At 61.7% G+C, this 12566-nt stretch carries 11 protein-coding genes; 5 read left to right on the top strand and 6 right to left on the bottom strand.

Going from position 1 to position 12566, the window contains the following annotated elements; all coding sequences use genetic code 11:
• Positions 1–129: 129 nt before the first annotated feature.
• On the bottom strand, positions 130–675 hold the full coding sequence (locus tag HW556_RS10340) for a hypothetical protein (RefSeq protein ID WP_176899943.1): 546 nt from the start codon (positions 673–675) through the stop codon (positions 130–132).
• 185 nt (positions 676–860) lie between these two features.
• Positions 861–2099 (bottom strand): ABC transporter permease, encoded by a 1239-nt coding sequence (locus HW556_RS10335; RefSeq protein ID WP_176899942.1) that lies wholly within the window; start codon positions 2097–2099, stop codon positions 861–863.
• A gap of 239 nt (positions 2100–2338) precedes the next feature.
• On the opposite strand from HW556_RS10335, the gene HW556_RS10330 reads away from it, so the two are divergent.
• Positions 2339–3616: an asparagine synthetase B gene (locus tag HW556_RS10330; RefSeq protein ID WP_176899941.1), complete on the top strand. Its 1278-nt coding sequence runs from the start codon at positions 2339–2341 to the stop codon at positions 3614–3616.
• A 147-nt stretch (positions 3617–3763) separates the two neighbouring features.
• On the opposite strand, the gene HW556_RS10325 is transcribed toward HW556_RS10330, so the two are convergent.
• The 4 genes from HW556_RS10325 to lpxK form a co-directional block, all read right to left on the bottom strand.
• Positions 3764–4231 (bottom strand): hypothetical protein, encoded by a 468-nt coding sequence (locus HW556_RS10325; RefSeq protein ID WP_176899940.1) that lies wholly within the window; start codon positions 4229–4231, stop codon positions 3764–3766.
• A gap of 178 nt (positions 4232–4409) precedes the next feature.
• Positions 4410–5006: a tRNA-(ms[2]io[6]A)-hydroxylase gene (gene miaE / locus HW556_RS10320; protein WP_176899939.1), complete on the bottom strand. Its 597-nt coding sequence runs from the start codon at positions 5004–5006 to the stop codon at positions 4410–4412.
• Positions 5007–5062: 56 nt separating this feature from the next.
• The gene (locus HW556_RS10315; RefSeq protein WP_176899938.1) at positions 5063–7057 is read right to left on the bottom strand and encodes a putative porin; all 1995 of its coding nucleotides are present in this window, start codon (positions 7055–7057) and stop codon (positions 5063–5065) included.
• Positions 7050–8126 (bottom strand): tetraacyldisaccharide 4'-kinase, encoded by a 1077-nt coding sequence (gene lpxK, locus HW556_RS10310; RefSeq protein WP_218136903.1) that lies wholly within the window; start codon positions 8124–8126, stop codon positions 7050–7052. Before lpxK ends, HW556_RS10315 begins: the two co-directional genes overlap by 8 nt.
• 207 nt (positions 8127–8333) lie before the next feature.
• Between lpxK and HW556_RS10305 the strand changes: the two genes are divergently transcribed.
• From HW556_RS10305 to HW556_RS10290, 4 genes are all read left to right on the top strand, one after another.
• Entirely contained in the window at positions 8334–9014 is a 681-nt protein-coding gene (locus HW556_RS10305; RefSeq protein ID WP_176899937.1) for a uracil-DNA glycosylase family protein, read from the top strand.
• Positions 9015–9126: 112 nt separating this feature from the next.
• Complete coding sequence (locus HW556_RS10300; RefSeq protein WP_246289604.1) at positions 9127–10227, top strand: Nif3-like dinuclear metal center hexameric protein; 1101 nt, start codon at positions 9127–9129, stop codon at positions 10225–10227.
• Positions 10217–10969 carry a zinc ribbon domain-containing protein gene (locus HW556_RS10295; protein ID WP_176899936.1) on the top strand — a complete coding sequence of 251 codons (753 nt, stop codon included), beginning with the start codon at positions 10217–10219 and terminating at the stop codon, positions 10967–10969. The genes HW556_RS10300 and HW556_RS10295 overlap by 11 nt, the downstream gene beginning before the upstream one ends.
• 179 nt (positions 10970–11148) lie before the next feature.
• Positions 11149–12534 (top strand): tetratricopeptide repeat protein, encoded by a 1386-nt coding sequence (locus HW556_RS10290; RefSeq protein WP_176899935.1) that lies wholly within the window; start codon positions 11149–11151, stop codon positions 12532–12534.
• The last annotated feature ends 32 nt before the right edge of the window (positions 12535–12566 follow it).

Below are 12566 nucleotides of genomic sequence, written 5' to 3'. Positions count from 1 at the left end.
CCACCCGGGCGGAGAAGGGGGCTGGGGGGCGCTTTTCTTCGTCACTAGTGGCCGTGGGACGGGGGGGGGGGGGCACACCCGCCGCCCCTACGTCGTTCGCAACAGCCCACTCCATAAAGTGGGTTTCTACTACGCCAACTGCCGCTGCATCAGGTCCATCATCTGCTGCATCATGCGCTGCTGGTCCTGCAGGTGTTGGTTGCGCATTTCGGCCATGGCCAGTTGGTGAGCCATTTGCTGGGTGTACAGGGCCGTTTGCCAGCTGGTATCGGGTGCGGCCGGGGCCACGGGGGCCGGTGCGGGTTGAGGCGCGGCAACAGGAGGCGCCGGCGCCTCAACGGGAGCGGGTGCAACCGGGGCGGGGGCAGCTACCGGCGCCACCAGAGGCGCTGCTTCTGCTGGCGCGGTGGCTGGAGTAGCAGGAGGAGCGGTAACTGGCTCCGGGCGCGGCACGGGGGCTACACTTCCCTGGGGCACTGGGTCAGAAGATACGGCCTCAACTTCAGCAGTGGCAGCCTCAGTTTCGTTGGTCAGCATCGGCTCGCGACCTTCAAGCAGCCAGTCTTTCGACACATTTGGGTACACTTCAAACACCTTGCATAACAGATCGAAACCGGGCTTGTTACGCTCGTCCACCAAGTGCTGAATGACGGTGGCCGTCTTCTCCAACGACATGGCAAACGCATTTTTCGATAAACCCAAATGATTTATCAATTGAGTAAACCGTTGTCCGACCGTTGTTTGGGTTGCCATGCTTAAGTGCGCTTTTTGAATACAGCGGCAATATACTACCAAATGAATAAACCGGCTGCTTTCCGAAGAAAATAGCCGGCTCACACTTATTTGATAATACCTCGCTCCTACTCGAAGCGCAGACTTTCTATGGGGTCGAGGGCGGCGGCTTTGCTGGCCGGGTAGTAACCCGAGGCCAGGCCCACCGTTACGCAGATGGCTAGGCCCACGCTCATCCAGAGCCAGGGAATGATGAAGCCCCCGCTGCCCACCAGCAGCGCCACGGCATTGCCGATGCCCACTCCCAGCAGGATGCCCAGCGAACCACCCAGCACGCAAATCACAATGGCCTCAATGAGGAATTGCTGCCGGATAAGCAGGGCCGTGGCCCCCATGGCCTTGCGCACCCCGATTTCGCGGGTACGCTCGGTTACCGACACCATCATAATATTCATCAGGGCGATGCTGGCCCCGAGCAGCGTGATGAAACCCACCAGGAAGCCACCGATGCGCAGGTTGCCCGACAGCGCGTCGAGCTTGCCAGCCAATGAGTCGGAGCGCTCCACCTCGAAGCTGTCGGGCTGGCCCAGTTCGTCGCGGCGCACGGCGCGCATGATGCCGGTGGCCTCGCCCGTTAAGTAGTTGAGCTGGCTGGCGTCGGTGGTGGCCGTTTTCACGTCGTAGGTGAGGGCGCGCTGGCGGGGCAGCTGGTTGCCCGTTTCCAGCGGGACGAGCATAAGCCGGTCGGCGCCGCCGCCGCCCATGCTGCTGCCGCTTTTTTCCAGTTCGCCCACCACCTGAAACCGCCGGCCCAACATGTACACATACTGGTTGACGGGACTTTGGCCAGGAAATAGCTTGTCCTTAACTTCGGAGCCCACAATTACCACATTGGAGCCGTTGTCGAGCTCGGTGGGCGAAAAGCCGCGGCCAGCCTTCAGACCGTAGCTCTGAATGAGCAGGTAGTTTTCGTCGCCGGCCACTACCTGCATGTTGGGGTTGGTTTTCTCGCCGTTGGCCTTCACCTCGGTAGCCCCGGCCACGAAGGCCGAAATGCCCACCTTGGCCTCGTCGCCGAGCTGCTCCTTGTACTGACGGGCCTGCAGGTAGTCGATGGCCGGGTACGTTTTGGCCTGCACCCCGCCCCGGCGGCCCCGGTTGCTGTAGCCTTTCGCCTTGATTTCGAACGAGTTGGCCCCCAGGCTGGCAAAAGTCGAGTTCAGCGAAGCCTTAATGGCATCGATGGCCGTGAGGATGCCCACCAGCGACATAATACCGATGCTCACGATAAGCGCCGTGAGAATGGTGCGCAGCAGGTTGCTGCCAATGGAACGAAACGCCTCTTTGATGTTTTCCAGCAAATGCATAGATACAGCTGTTAGCCTTTAGCTATTGGCTGTTAGCTTTTCTGCATAACAGCGTTTCGCCCGCGGCGCGGTGATTGGTTGGTTGCCTGAAAGGGTTGCCGGAGTTCTGAAACCTGTGTTTCTTCAGCCGCCACCCACGCGGAGCGGCCCCGGGCCGCCTGTGCAAGGTAGCGCGTTTGGCCCGTAACTCCGCCCCGATTTGCTACCTTTCGACTGGCCGCGTTTTTAGTCCTTTCTCTATGAAAAATCTTCGTTTGCTGAGTTTGCTGCTCGTACTGGCTGCCGGACTGCTGGGCCCGCTGGCGGCGCGGGCCAACCATATCCTCATCCCGATGGACAAAAGCCAGAAGGAACACCTGAAGGCCTATGGCGCAGCTTACTGGCTGCTGGGCAAGCAGGTAGAGGTAGACTGGCTGCTGAATTACCGCGGTGGGGCCTTCGCCTTTGATGTGGTGCCGGGGGCCGAAAACGAATTGGCTGTGCGGGGCGTGAGCTACCAGGTGATTTCGGAGGCCCAGTATACCAGCATCCTCTCCGAAATAGCCGACCCCAACGCCAACATGGACCTGATGAAGCTGGAGAAGGTGCCCAAGATTGCGGTGTACACGCCCAAAGGCAAGATGCCCTGGGACGACGCCGTAACGATGGTACTCACCTACGCCGAAATCCCCTTCACCCCCATCTACGACGACGAAGTGCTGCGCGGCGACTTACCTAAATACGACTGGCTGCACCTGCACCACGAGGATTTTACGGGCCAGTACGGCAAGTTTTACGCCTCGTACCGCAGCCGGCCCTGGTACCAGCAGCAGCAGCGCGACGCCGAAGCGGCGGCCAAACGCAACGGCTTCGCCAAAGTGAGCCAGATGAAAGGGGCCGTGACCGTCAAGATGCAGGAGTTTATTGCCGGCGGGGGCTTTATGTTCGCCATGTGCTCGGCCACCGACTCGTATGATATTGCCCTGGCCGGCCTCGGTCTGGATATGGTGGAGAGTATGTACGACGGCGACCCGGCCGACCGGCAGGCCCAGAGCAAGCTCAACTTCAACCGCACGCTGGCCTTCCAGAACTTCCAGCTGCGCCCCAACCCCTTCGAGTACGAATACTCCAACATCGACATGGACCCGCGCGAGCGAGGCGTGTACGAAGACAACGACTATTTCCAGCTGTTCAATTTCTCAGCCAAATACGATCCGGTGCCCACCATGCTCAGCCAGAACCATGAGCGTACCATCAAGGGCTTTATGGGCCAGACGACGGCCTTCCGCAAAAGCCTGGTGAAGCCCGATGTGGTGGTGATGGGCGAGAACAAGGCGTCGGGCGAGGTGCGCTACATGCACGGCACGCTGGGCAAAGGCACCTGGACTTTCTATGGCGGCCACGACCCCGAAGACTATCAGCACTTGGTAGAGGAAGAGCCCACCGACCTCAGCCTGCATCCCAACTCGCCCGGTTACCGCCTCATTCTCAACAACATCCTGTTTCCAGCTGCTAAAAAGAAGAAGCAGAAGACCTGATACTCACCAGTGAGAGGTGAGAAACGATACAGGAATACCCGGATAATGCAAAGGGGCACGGACTTCAGTCCGTGCCCCTTTGCATTATCCGGGTGCTGAAACCTTAACGAGGCGCTGTTTCCCCGGAATCAGGGAGCAACGGCCTGCTTACTTCTCCAGCCGCATAAACTGCTGCACGAGGGCGGGCAGGTCAGCGGTTTTTTCGGGGTCGAGGGGCAGTGTAAGGTCGATCAGTACGGGCTGGCCTTTGGCTATGCCGAACACGATGTACTGGTAAGCCATACCGCCTGTTTCGGTGGCGTACGCCAGGCGCGTGCCCTGGGCCGGCGGGCCGTCGAGCAGCGTGCAGGTGAAAGGGGTTACCTCCACATTTTTCTGCTTTTTCTTCGCCACCCGCACATGCTCGGGCGGGTAAGTACGCATCTCTCTGTAATCGAGGTACACCCACGCCAGTTGGTAGGCCGGGCCGGTTACTTCAGAGCTTGAAACTGCCGTATAGCCATTTTCCAGGGGCAGGTTGACGCCGCAGAAGTTAAGCTGAGAGCCGGCAGCAGCTTGTGCCCGGCCGGTGAAGGGTAACGCTAGTAGCAACGCAAAGAATAGCAGATTCTTCATAAGAAATTGGGCAGAGCAGCAAACTAGCTAAATGGTTGGGGCCTAAGCTACGAAGACCCTAAACAGAAGGCAAGTTTTTTAATCCAACCGTATTTTTGGCTAGGATAATCTATGATCAGCTGCTGGTTGTCAGTGGCAGCCAGCAGCTGACATTAACGACTAACAACCCGCAAACAACTCAATGCATCCGGTCGTCGCGGACGGGCAGGCTGGTAACAATGTCGCCTTCGATACGAAGCAGTTCCTGGAAGCGCACGTCCACCTCCTGCGGATCGGCGTATTCCTTGGCCAGCTCCACGTAGCTCACAAAGTGGCCGGCTTCGGAGGCCATCAGCTCGTAGTAGAACTGGCTCAGGCCGGGGTCGGGAATGTGTTTCCAGAGCAGTTTGAACCGCTCGCAGCTGCGGGCCTCAATGAGCGCACTCACCAGCAACTGGTCCATGAGCTGCCGCTCGCGGGGGCCACCCTTGCGCACGTGGGCCAATAGCGCCACCACGTACTCATCGCGGCGCGGGCGGCCCAGCGCGAAGCCGCGCTGGCGCAGCTCCTGCATCACGCGGCCAAAGTGCTCCCACTCCTCGGCTACCAGCGCCGTGAGTTCCTCTACCAGCCGGGTTTTCTCGGGGTATTTGAGGATGAGCGAAATGCCGGTGCTGGCCGCCTTCTGCTCGCAGTACGCGTGGTCGACCAGAATATCTTCGAGGTTTTTGCTGGCAATGTCCACCCACCGCGGGTCGGTGTTGAGCTTGAGCTTGAGGATGGTTTTCTCTTTCATAGGTGCTGGTGGGACGAAGGGGAGCCTTAGTCAGGATAACAAGGCTTTGTTCAGCCCTAATTGAAGAACTGCCAGCGCAGGCCAAACTGGAGGCGGCGGGGCAAGGCGGCGTAGTAGGGCGCCGTGAAGTAGCCGTTTTGGGGCAGAAACTGATTAATGTAGGCCATTTTCAGGAACACGCCCACCGTTTTGATGTCGGCACTCAGGAACACGTCGGCCACCGGCACGCTGCGGATGGTGAAATGGTCCTGCACGAAGAACTGCTGGGTGCTGGGGCTGTAGTCGTAGGCCTTCCAGCGCGACTGATAGTAGCTCTGCACGCCCACCTGCCCGAACAATGCTTTTTTGAACAGGTAGCCCTGGTAGTACACCCGCGCCTCCCCCACCACGGCCGGAATTCGCAACGCCGGATTGTCGGAACCGGCACCAAGTGTAAGAGTCGCCTGCGTTTCAAAAAACAAGTGACCCACACTACCCCGATAGTGCCCCATCAGGCTAGTGAGCTGAAAGTTGCCCGCATCACCGCTGGCCTGCCGGGGGCCATCCATGTGTATCTGGTCCGTCTCGGAAATCGGGTCGACGGAGTAGTAGATGTAGTTGCTGACATTGGCCAGCGTGCCCACGGCTTCCACGAAATGCCGGCCCAGCTGCCGGGCAGCGCGCACCCGCAGCTGCTGCACCTGCACGTTTTCAAAGTCGGTATCCCAGGCAAAGTGGTTGCCCGAAAACTGCTGCTCCGTGAGCGTGGGGGCGACGCTGGTCAGCAATACCTCGCCGCTCAAAAAGCCCAGTCGGGCCCGACCGCTAAGCCAATATTCAGTCTGCGTTGCGTCTTTCAGATCTGGCTTCACCTCGCCGGCCGTTTCGATGGCGAACTGCCGATACTGGAACGCCGCCATGCCGCCCGCAAACAGCTGGCTGGGGCCTTCCACCGTCGGCAGCGCTTCCCGCACCACCGGCGGTGCCTCGTAGGCCGAGCGCGTTTCGAGCGAATACGTACGGTAGCGGCCGTATAGTCGGTAGTTTACCAGCTGGCTCTGCCCCATCACGCCTACCGTATTTTCGAACTGCCGAAACTCGGCCCGGTCGTCGGTGGCGGCCGAGCTCAGCCGGTTTATTGGGTAGAACGGGTTGCGCACGCCGCCGGGTGCCGGCTGTTCGTCGGTGTATCGAGTAAGCTGCCGGCTGAAGTTGAAGAGGTGATACGCCGTGAGGCCCCGGCCCAGCAGCTGATAGCTGTGCAGCAGCCGCACCCGGTCGCGGGAGTCGCGGTTTTTGGCATTGGTCAGATTCACTACCTCCCGCTGGTAATCAAACAGCAGGCGCAGGTCAGTCCGGCCATCTTCAAGCGTATCGTTGGCTAGTGGTTGGATGCCGCCCTGCTCCGCCACCTCGTGCCGGGCCGTGGCGAAGTGGCCCATGGCCTGGTAGCGGTTGTTAAGCGACTGATAGCGGGCAAAAAACACGAAATTGTTATGCTCGACCTGGCCGGTTTTGGTGTTGCTGACGGCAATGGCCTTGTTGGCTCCAAACCGCTCGTAGTTGAAGCCCGCATTAAAGCGCTTCTTGAGGCTGCGGGCGTAGCCCAGCTCGAATACCTGCTCGTAGGGGTTGCCCTGGAAAAAGCGAAAAAACGTGTAGGGCGACTTCGTATCGTAGTAGTTCACGTCTTCGGGGCCGCGGGCGTACTGGTCGAACACGGTGCGGCCCAGGCGGGCGCCCAGCTGGCGGTTGGCCTCCCAGAGCAGCGGCCGCGAAGCCGAACCAAAGAGGCCCAGCGTCTGCTGAAACGTGGTGTCGTGGGTCCAGTAGCGCTGCTGGGGCAGGCGCGTAAGCGTCGAGTCGATCATGCGGCCCACGGTGTCGGCCCGCAGCAGGTCGCGCTCTTTCAATATAAAGGTGGTGCGCGCCCCGTAGTTGTTGCGGGTCGAGTCGTCGAGGATCTGGGCGTGGCCAGCCCAGGGGAGCAACAGGCCCAGCCCCAGCAGGCCGGCCAGCAGCAGCAGGCGCAGCGAGGAGGTACGGAAGAAGAGCAACGGGAAATCAGCCAACGGCGGGAAGCGGAAAGTACGGGGCGAGCAGGGCGACCAGCCGGGCCTCCCCATCGGCCAGGAACCGGACGGTAATCGGAATGTAAAATACGGGCAAATCGGCCACACTTGCCGCCAGCGCGGACTCCTGCAGGCGGGCCGCATCCTTCTGGGTTGTCAGAACGCACTGGCCGAGCTGGCATTGCGCAGCCAGAGTCGCAATTTCGGCGGGTGTGAAATCATGGTGGTCGGCGAAGCGGGCGTGATGGGCTACACGGTAGCCCGCCGCCGCCAGGTGCGTCAGCAGCGGGCCGGGCTGGGCAATGCCGGTCAGCAGCAGCACCTCACTCCCACTTGCCGGCCCACTTACCCGCCCGGCCGCCGTACCCGGCACGGGCATCGGCGGACCATAATCGTAGGCTGAAAACAGTACCGGCACCTCGGGCCGGGCGTAGCGGCGCACCTGCGCGGTAATGGCGGCGCGGGCCGCCACACTCAGGTCGGGGGCGCATTTGGTGATGATAACGGCATCGGCGCGGGCGGCCCCGGCCCGGCTCTCTCGCAGGCGGCCGGCCGGCAGCACTTGGTCGGCATAAAACGGCCGCTGCTGCTCAGTGAGCAGGATGTTCAATGCCGGCCGCACCCGGCGGTGCTGGTAGGCGTCATCGAGCACCACGGCCGTAACGGCAGGCACTTCGGACAGCAGCTGCCGGATGCCGGCCACCCGGTCTTCGCTCACCGCCACCGGCACGGCCTCGCCAAACTGTCCGAACTGCTGCCATGGCTCATCGCCCACCGTAGCGGCCGAATCGGCGGCCGTGGCGAGCCGGTAGCCGCGGGTGCGGCGGCCGTAGCCGCGGCTGAGCAGGGCGGGGTGCTGGCCGCGGGCTTGCAGCCAGGCCACCAGCCAGGCCACGTGGGGCGTTTTGCCGGTGCCGCCCACCCGCAGATTGCCCACGCTCAGCACCGGCACCTCATCAAAGGCCGTGCTCTCCTTCCAGCCCCGGTCGTAGAGCCAGTTGCGCGCTGCCAGCACGGCCGCGTAGAGCCAGCTAAACGGGAGCAGCAGGATGGTCGGGAAGGAAGTCAAAAAGAAGAAGTAGAAGCCGGCGCGGAGAGGCAGCCCCGGACGATGCAATGGATGCAACAAGGACTCCGGCCGCCGCAAAAGTAGCGGGTTGGGGCGGGTTGCAGCAGTTTTATATAAGAAACCCACCTTTGCTTGGCCGGGGCCGTAGTTCTATTGCTGACATTACTACGCGCCCTCCCCCACCGTACCAGCCCCCAGCCCGCCCCGATGCCCTTTGCCGACCGCCTGCTCCAGTCCCTCACCGATTTCCCACTGCCTCCGCCCCTGCCCGATGGCGTAACGGCGTACAGCCCCTACCAGGAGCCGGAGCCGCGGGCGCTGTTCACTGAGTTTGCCCGCCGCTATTATACCGGCGACCAGCCTAGGGTGGCGGTGCTGGGCATCAACCCCGGCCGGCTGGGCAACGGCCGCAGCGGCGTGGCCTTCACCGACGGGCCAGCCCTCACGGCCTGGGGAATAGCGCACACGCTGCCGATGCGCCGCGAGCCTTCGAGCGAGTTTATGCAGGCCGTAGTAGAGGCCTGGGGCGGTCCGGAACCGTTCTACCGGCAGTTCTACGTCGGCTCGCTGTACCCGCTGGTGCTGCTGCGCGACGGCCGCAACTACAATTTCTACGACGCACCGGCCCTCACCGCCGCCCTCTGGCCCGACATCCAGACAAATCTGCGGCAGCTGGTAGCGGAAGTAGGCGTGGCCCGGCCGACAGCTGTGTGCCTGGGCCGGCGTAACGCGAAGTTCTTCCACCGTCTCAACGATGAGTTGGGCCTATTTGAGCAGATCTACGTCCTCGACCACCCGCGCTACCTCATGCAGTACCAGCGCCGCCACCTGCCCGAAAACGTGGCCCGCTACGTGGAAGTCCTCTCTCAAGCCGCCGGACTGATGTAGAGACGCAATATCTTGCGCCTTGTCGTTGCTGACATTGACCGTTTTTATATCACCGTTCAACGACGAGACGCAAGGTATTGCATCTCTATATCGCTCTATTTAACTCACAATAATGCCTCAACTTTTCGACCTTATGCGCGTGCTGGAAGCCGCTGCCCCGCTGGCTTACCAGGAAAGCTACGACAACGCCGGCCTACAGTGCGGCGACCCGCAGCTGGAAGTGCGGGGCGTGCTTATCGCACTCGACTGCACCCCGGCCGTGGTGGATGAAGCCGTTCGGCGCGGCTGCAACGTGGTGGTGGCCCACCATCCGCTCATCTTCAAGCCCCTTAAGCGCCTGACCGGGGCCAACGAGGTAGAGCAGACACTGCTTAAAGCAATAAAGAATGATGTGGCGCTGTACGCTGCCCACACCAACCTCGACAACGTGGCTCACGGCGTCAACCGCAAACTGGCCGATAAGCTGGGGCTGGAAAACGGCCGTATTCTCGACACCAAGCCGGGCCTGCTGGCTAAGCTGATAACCTACGTGCCAGCCACGCACACCGCGGCGGTGCTGGCGGCACTTTATGCGGCTGGCGCGGGCCAGGTGGGGCAGTATTCTGAGTGTAGCTTCCGCTCCGAAGGCACCGGCACGTTCACGCCGGGGGCCGGCACCAGCCCGTTCCAGGGCACGCCCGGCCAGCCCGAAACCACCCGCGAGGACCGCGTGGAAGTGCTATTGCCACTGCACCTGCAACGGTCGGCATTGGCCGCGCTGCGGGCCGCTCACCCGTATGAAGAAGTGGCCTACGAAATCATCAAGCTAGAAAACAGCCATCAGGAGGTGGGCTCCGGCTTTGTAGGCGAGCTACCCGAGGCGCTGAGCCCTGCCGAGTTTCGGCAGCGGCTGCGCACGGCGCTGGGCGTGCCGGTGGTGAAGTACACCGACTTCGAGCGGCCTATTAAAAAGGTGGCCCTGTGTGGCGGCGCAGGCTCCTTCCTCATCGGTAATGCCCGCGCCGCCGGGGCCGACGCCTACGTGACCGGCGACCTGAAATACCACGAGTATTTCGGGGCTGAAGGGCAGTTGATGCTCTGTGATGTGGGCCACTTCGAGAGCGAGCAGTTTACGGGCGAAATATTCCAGGATTTGCTTGCTGCCAACTTTGGAAGTAATTTTGCGGTCTTAATTGCCCAGACCCTAACCAACCCCGTCCGATATGATTTCTAACCCAGCCGCCGCGGAAGTTACCGTTGCCAGCAAACTGGAAGCCCTGTTGCACCTGCAGCAAATTGACTCGCAACTGGACGAAATTCGGCGCGTACGCGGCGACTTGCCCGAGGAAGTACAGGACTTGGAGGACGAAATTGCCGGCTACGAAGTGCGCGTTGGCAAGTTCGATGAAGAAATTTCGGGCCTCAACGACCAGATCAAGCAGCGCAAGCAGGCCGCTAAGGATGCCGACGGCCTGATCAAGCGTTACGAGGAGCAGCAGCAGAACGTGCGCAACAACCGCGAGTATGAGGCGGTAGCCAAGGAAATCGAACTCCAGAAGCTGGAAATCCAGATTGCGGAGAAGAAGACCAAGGAAGCGCAGTACCAAATTGAGCAGAAGAACAACGACATCAGCGGCACCAAGCAGCGCCTGATTGAGCGCAAGAAGGACCTCGACAACAAGAAGAGCGAGCTGGAAACCATCGTGGGCGAGAGTGAGGCCGACGAGAAGAAGCTCATGGACCAGCGCAACAAAGCCCTAAAGCCCATCGAGGACCGCCTGCTGACCGCCTACACCCGCATCCGCGGCAATGTGCGCAACGGTTTGGCCGTGGTAGAGGTGAAGCGCGACGCCTGCGGCGGCTGCTTCAACACGGTTCCCCCGCAACGCCAGGCCGACATCATCTCGCACAAGAAAATCATCGTGTGCGAGCACTGCGGCCGAATTTTCGCCGACGTGGAGGCCCGGGGCGAGTAATCAGCTTATGCTTTGATTTTGAAGAACGGCCTCTTTCCGGGGCCGTTCTTTTTTGTTCTATGCAATTTTCCACAGAGGTACGCCAAGGTTTTCGCAGAGGTGCGCTGAGAGCGTGCTGGCTGGTAGCACTCTGCGCAGCGAGCCTTTGCGAAACCCTCTGCGCGCCGCTGCGGGAATCCATGTCGGAACTCACTGAGCGCCAAACCCGCGCCTACGCCGAGGTACTGAATATGCGCCCGGCGGCTGCCCGCGTCCTGCTGGGTGCCGGAACCGACGCCGGCACGCTGTTGGTGCAAGACTGCCTGAGTATCACCGAACTGCTCGTCAGCCAGGACGCCACCCGTTTCGAAAGTACCGTTGAGGCCCAAGACCAGCGGCTGGCCGCGCTTGAAAACCAGACCGGCCCACTGGCTGAGTACGCGGCGGCCGAAATCCGGCTGCACCAGGCTACCGCGCAGGTCGTTTTCGGGCAGGAGGTGCGCGGGGCCTGGAGCCTGCGCCAGAGCTACGGGGCCATGCAGCGCGTGACGGAACGCTACCCCAATTACCTGCCGGCCCGCAAAACGCTCGGCATGCTGCAGTTTTTCATTGGCTCGCTGCCCGAGGGCTACCGCTGGTTTCTGCGGCTGCTGGGTTTGCCGGGCTCGGTAAATGCGGGCCTGGTTAACCTGCGCCGGGCCGCCAGTCAGCCCAACGATTTCCAGCTTGAAGCCCACCTGGTACTGGCGCTGCTCGAAGAAACCTACTACAAGAAACCCGCCGCCGCTCTGGCGCTGGTGGAGCGCCTGCGCCGCGAGCAGCCCGAAAACCAGCTGCTGGCGTTTCTGCTCATCAGCCAGCTGAAAAAGCAGCACCGCACCGATGAGGCCCTGGCCGCCTACCGCGCCCGCCCCACCGGCCCGGCCTACCTACCGCTACCCTACCTGCACCACCTGGCCGCCGACCTACTGCTCTACCAGGGCCAATACCCGGCCTCGCGCCGCGCCAACGAGCTGTTTCTGCAGCAGTACCGGGGCCGACATTACCTGAAGGACGCCTACTTCAAGCTGTATCTGGCCTGCTGGCTGGGGGGCGATGCGCCGGCCGCCGGCCGTTACCGCGCCCGCATCGGCCCCGCGGGCCGCACGGTGCTGGAGGAGGACAACTACGCCCAGCGCTTTTTCGACGACCCGCAGCCGCTCGATTCCACGCTCACCCGCGCCCGTTTGCAGATTGACGGCGGCTACTACCGCCCCGCCCTAGCCACGCTGGCCACGTTCCGAGCCAGCAACGCTACGCCCCTGCGCAACCAGCTGGAGTACCTTTACCGCCGCGCCCGGGCCCTGCACCTGCTCGGCCAACCCGATTCGGCCCGAGCACTTTACGCCCAAACCATTGCCCGCGCCGGCCTCGCACCCTACTACTACGCGCCTCAATCGGCCCTGCAGCTGGGTTACCTTTATCAACTGGAAGGCCAGAAGAGCACAGCCAAAGCTTACTTCCAGAAGGCCCTGAACTATCCCAAGCACGAGTACAAGAACAGCACCGACACCAAAGCCAAACTGGCGCTTCAGGAGTTGAAATGAGGAGGCAGAACGTCATTCAGAGCGCCGCGAAG

Source organism: Hymenobacter terrestris (genome assembly GCF_013377905.1).
In the GTDB taxonomy this organism is placed as follows: domain Bacteria; phylum Bacteroidota; class Bacteroidia; order Cytophagales; family Hymenobacteraceae; genus Hymenobacter; species Hymenobacter terrestris.
This window is presented reverse-complemented; position numbering and strand designations above follow the sequence as displayed.

Excerpts from the sequence above, each read along its gene's own strand:
- HW556_RS10340 (WP_176899943.1), bottom strand. The coding sequence starts at position 675 with ATGTCGTTGGAGAAGACGGCCACCGTCATTCAGCACTTGGTGGACGAG.
- HW556_RS10325 (WP_176899940.1), bottom strand. The coding sequence starts at position 4,231 with ATGAAGAATCTGCTATTCTTTGCGTTGCTACTAGCGTTACCCTTCACC.
- HW556_RS10290 (WP_176899935.1), top strand. The coding sequence starts at position 11,149 with ATGTCGGAACTCACTGAGCGCCAAACCCGCGCCTACGCCGAGGTACTG.
- HW556_RS10295 (WP_176899936.1), top strand. The coding sequence starts at position 10,217 with ATGATTTCTAACCCAGCCGCCGCGGAAGTTACCGTTGCCAGCAAACTG.
- HW556_RS10305 (WP_176899937.1), top strand. The coding sequence starts at position 8,334 with ATGCCCTTTGCCGACCGCCTGCTCCAGTCCCTCACCGATTTCCCACTG.
- HW556_RS10330 (WP_176899941.1), top strand. The coding sequence starts at position 2,339 with ATGAAAAATCTTCGTTTGCTGAGTTTGCTGCTCGTACTGGCTGCCGGA.
- HW556_RS10300 (WP_246289604.1), top strand. The coding sequence starts at position 9,127 with ATGCCTCAACTTTTCGACCTTATGCGCGTGCTGGAAGCCGCTGCCCCG.
- HW556_RS10335 (WP_176899942.1), bottom strand. The coding sequence starts at position 2,099 with ATGCATTTGCTGGAAAACATCAAAGAGGCGTTTCGTTCCATTGGCAGC.
- miaE (WP_176899939.1), bottom strand. The coding sequence starts at position 5,006 with ATGAAAGAGAAAACCATCCTCAAGCTCAAGCTCAACACCGACCCGCGG.